Source organism: Hallella mizrahii (assembly GCF_009695775.1).
GTDB lineage: Bacteria > Bacteroidota > Bacteroidia > Bacteroidales > Bacteroidaceae > Prevotella > Prevotella mizrahii.
This window is the reverse complement of sequence record NZ_VUNG01000100.1, coordinates 1-1,460: the sequence shown is the minus strand read 5'-3', so window position 1 is coordinate 1,460 and position 1,460 is coordinate 1. Positions and strand designations below refer to the sequence as shown.

Sequence of the window (1,460 nt, the reverse complement as noted above, 5' to 3'; positions counted from 1 at the left end):
ATTTAACTTATTATGTTTTGTCATTTCATTTATTATTGTTACATTTGTAGCGGTAATCAAAGATATAGCACAATGGCAAGGCCTATAAGCGATGAGACGGCTCACAAGGTGACGCTTCACATCAATAATGGATATAGATATGCTACACTACGTCCACGTGTAACGAATGAGGCAACCGGTAAGCGCATGAACAAAAGCATTCATTTAGGCACGGTGACCGAAAGCCTGAAGTTCATTCCAGGCAAGGCATACCTCTACATGCCTCCTGCCGAGCGAAAACAATTGGTATTCCCACAGGGATGGGATTTGAGTGAACTTGACTCTTTGCCAAGCACGAGGAAAGCAGGGAGACCCTCCTATAATGGAGACGCGCAGAACCGTCTGTATGGCGACGTGTGGCTTATGGAAAGAGTTGCAGAGAAGACCAAGATACGCGAGGACCTGGAGAAGGTGTTCGAGGGAAACAAGGAGAAAGTGGATGACATCATGACGCTTGCCATGTTCCCCTATATTTCCAGCTATTCTTACAGCAGGCTCGCTCGCTGGCAGAGATACACCAAGACTCCGTCCGCGCGCGAAATGTCTCCGGGAGACATTACCCGTCTTACGCAGTCAATCACTGAGAAAGACCGCCAGGCCTTATTGCGCCTTCGTTCAGAAAGAATTGGAAAGATGGAGCTCTGTGCTGTTGACTCCACAAGCAGGTCGGCTTACGGGAGCAGCCTGGCCGACATACGCTGGGGGCACAACAAGGAGAACATTGCCTTGGCGCAGACGAATGAAGTTGTAGTCTATACTCTCAGCAACCACATGCCCATCTATTACAGGTCGTTTCCCGGTAATATCCCTGACTCACGCACAATGGGTGTCATCCAGTCCGACCTGCGCTGTGCCGGTTTTACGAATTACGTAATGATAACGGACAGGGGCTATGGGACAGTGCAAATCCTTGAGGACAACATTCTTCATGACCAGTCCGCTATAATGTGTATGAAGACCGGCCACAAGTTTATCAGCGACAAAATAGACGGCCTTGGAGACTTCAATGTCCGTCCGGACGGAATGGAGATAGACCTTGACAGCAAGCTGTACTACAAGCAGTACGACATTGACTACAAGGTACATGGAAAGGGCAAGTACGAGAAGGCAGCAAGCAAGATGCGCCTGAATCTCTTCTTCAATCCGTCGTGGAGGAGCGAGGGGCAAATCAACATAGACATGAAGGTCGAAGGGCAGAGAAACAGTCTTCAGCAGATGATTGATGGCAAAGAGGAAGCCCCTGACGATGAGACACTTAAAAGGGACTTCTGCATGTTCGACGTAAAACTGGACAAGAAAAGACATGTCGTGTCGTTTGAGAAGAACGAGAAGAAGTACAACGACTCACTCAGACTTTTAGGGTTTGTCGCCATTGTAACGCTCGGGCTGGATCTGACGGCACCGCAAGCTCTGGCTCACTA

Annotated in this window: 1 protein-coding gene; it reads left to right on the top strand. The window is 48.8% G+C overall.

Annotated features, from left to right (window positions below):
* Positions 1–72: 72 nt before the first annotated feature.
* The coding region (locus FYJ73_RS15610; protein WP_154535660.1) for a transposase at positions 73–1,460 on the top strand (1,388 nt) is incomplete at its 3' end.